Annotated in this window: 2 protein-coding genes; both read right to left on the bottom strand. The window is 48.0% G+C overall.

The features are described 5' to 3' along the window. Window positions 1-285: 285 nt before the first annotated feature. Window positions 286-1,074: an imidazole glycerol phosphate synthase subunit HisF gene (gene hisF / locus CALK_RS11595; RefSeq protein ID WP_022637846.1), complete on the bottom strand. Its 789-nt coding sequence runs from the start codon at window positions 1,072-1,074 to the stop codon at window positions 286-288. After that, entirely contained in the window at window positions 1,068-1,688 is a 621-nt protein-coding gene (gene hisH / locus CALK_RS11590; RefSeq protein WP_022637845.1) for an imidazole glycerol phosphate synthase subunit HisH, read from the bottom strand. The genes hisF and hisH overlap by 7 nt, the downstream gene beginning before the upstream one ends. Window positions 1,689-1,844: the final 156 nt, after the last annotated feature.

Genomic DNA, 1,844 nt, shown 5'->3' with positions numbered 1-1,844 from the left:
GCATGCCAGCGGGGATACATGAAAACTGTATTGGTTTGCTTCGCTTTGGGAGCCTTTTCCTGCAATGGGGCTGACACGCTCTGCATGTTTCTCCAGGATAGCTCCCTCGGTGGTCATGGGGGGCACGAAGGGATGATTTGTGAATAATTTCTCCAAGAGAGATGCGCATACATTCATCTCCCAAGAGGAGCAACCGTTCTCAGAAGGTTTGTACAGGGGAAAGAGAGACTCTTGCAACACGGGGTGTTGCGGCCACGGTATGTGGAAGGAAGAGGAGGGGGGGGCTCACTCTTCCCGATTGGTTAGTCGTATGGGAAGGCCCTTTTGGGCAAGGTAGGTTTTTATCTCTGAGACAGTGTATTCTCCATAGTGAAGAATGGATGCAATGAGTGCAGCATCAGCCTTTCCTTCTGTGAGAACTTCGTAGAGGTGGCGCGGTGTGCCGCCTCCTCCTGAGGCAATCACGGGGATTCGTACGGTCTCGCTTATTGCCCGAGTTAGGGCAATATCGTACCCATCTTTTGTTCCATCCGCATCGATAGAATTCACCACAAGCTCTCCCGCACCAAGGTCCTCTCCGGTTTTGGCCCACCAAAGAGCGTCAATTCCCATGGGCTTTCGCCCTCCATTAATCACTATTTCATATCCTGAAGGTATTTGTTTAGAGGGGGAGACCTGTTTTACATCCATGGAGAGGACAACACATTGAGCTCCAAAGGCAAGAGATGTTTCTGAAATAAGCTCGGGGCGGAGTACGGCAGCACTATTCACATTTATCTTTTCAGCTCCAGCATGGAGCACGCGAGAACAGTCTTCAACCGTTCGTAATCCACCGCCTACAGAAAAGGGAATAAACACCTGCCGAGCGACATGATCAACCACATCAATCATAATATTTCTTTTATCACTCGAAGCGGTAATATCATAGAAGACAAGCTCATCTAACCCGTCAAGATAGTACTGCCGTGCCTTTTCTACGGGATCACCAATGTCTTTGGTATCCACAAATTTTACGCTCTTGGCTAACTTTCCATCTCGCACATCGAGACAAGAAATGATTCGTTTACTCAGCATGATGTACCATCCCAGAGAGAGAAGTTTCTTAGAAGCTGGAGCCCTGCTTGACCGCTTTTTTCGGGGTGAAATTGTGTTGCAAAGAGATTGTTTTTTCCCAGGGCACTGCAAAAGGGAATCTCGTATTCTGTTTCTGCCATAACACAAGAGGGTTCATCCACTGTTGGATAGTAGGAGTGGACAAAATAAAAAGATTCCTGTGCTGGTATGTTGGCAAAGAGAGGATGGTCTTGGCGTTGGAGCACCGTGTTCCATCCCATGTGAGGAATTGAAAGAGAGGGATCTGAGAGAGAAAATCGTCGGCACTGCCCGGGAATAAGCTGCAGCGTGTCCGTATCTCCTTCCTCAGAATGTTCAAGGATTATTTGTGTTCCTAAACAGATCCCGAGGAGCGGGGTTTTGGCAGCATAGGCATCTTTCAAGGCTCTATCGAGCCGTCGTTCGAGCAGGTTTTTCATGGCTGATTGTGCATGACCCACTCCGGGAAACACAAGGCGTTCTGCCCGGGCTATGGTGGTAAGAGAGTCAGTAACCACACTCTCAACGCCTATTTCATCGAAGGCGCGTTGTACTGAGGTAAGATTACCTGCTTTATAATCGATAATAGCTATCATGGTTGTTCTCCTTCGTGAAACAAATATATATAATCGCATCGATTTGATGAAAAAAAGGGATGTCCCTGAGGACATCCCTTTCGTATCAAGTGTTGCGAAAACCTATCGAATTTGTACTCGTTGCGGGCTCATAACGGCAGAGGCATTTTCGCCCTG

Source organism: Chitinivibrio alkaliphilus ACht1 (genome assembly GCF_000474745.1).
Classification (GTDB): Bacteria; Fibrobacterota; Chitinivibrionia; order Chitinivibrionales; family Chitinivibrionaceae; genus Chitinivibrio; species Chitinivibrio alkaliphilus.
The sequence above is the reverse complement of the archived record's forward strand: the minus strand, read 5'-3'. Positions and strand labels throughout refer to the sequence as shown.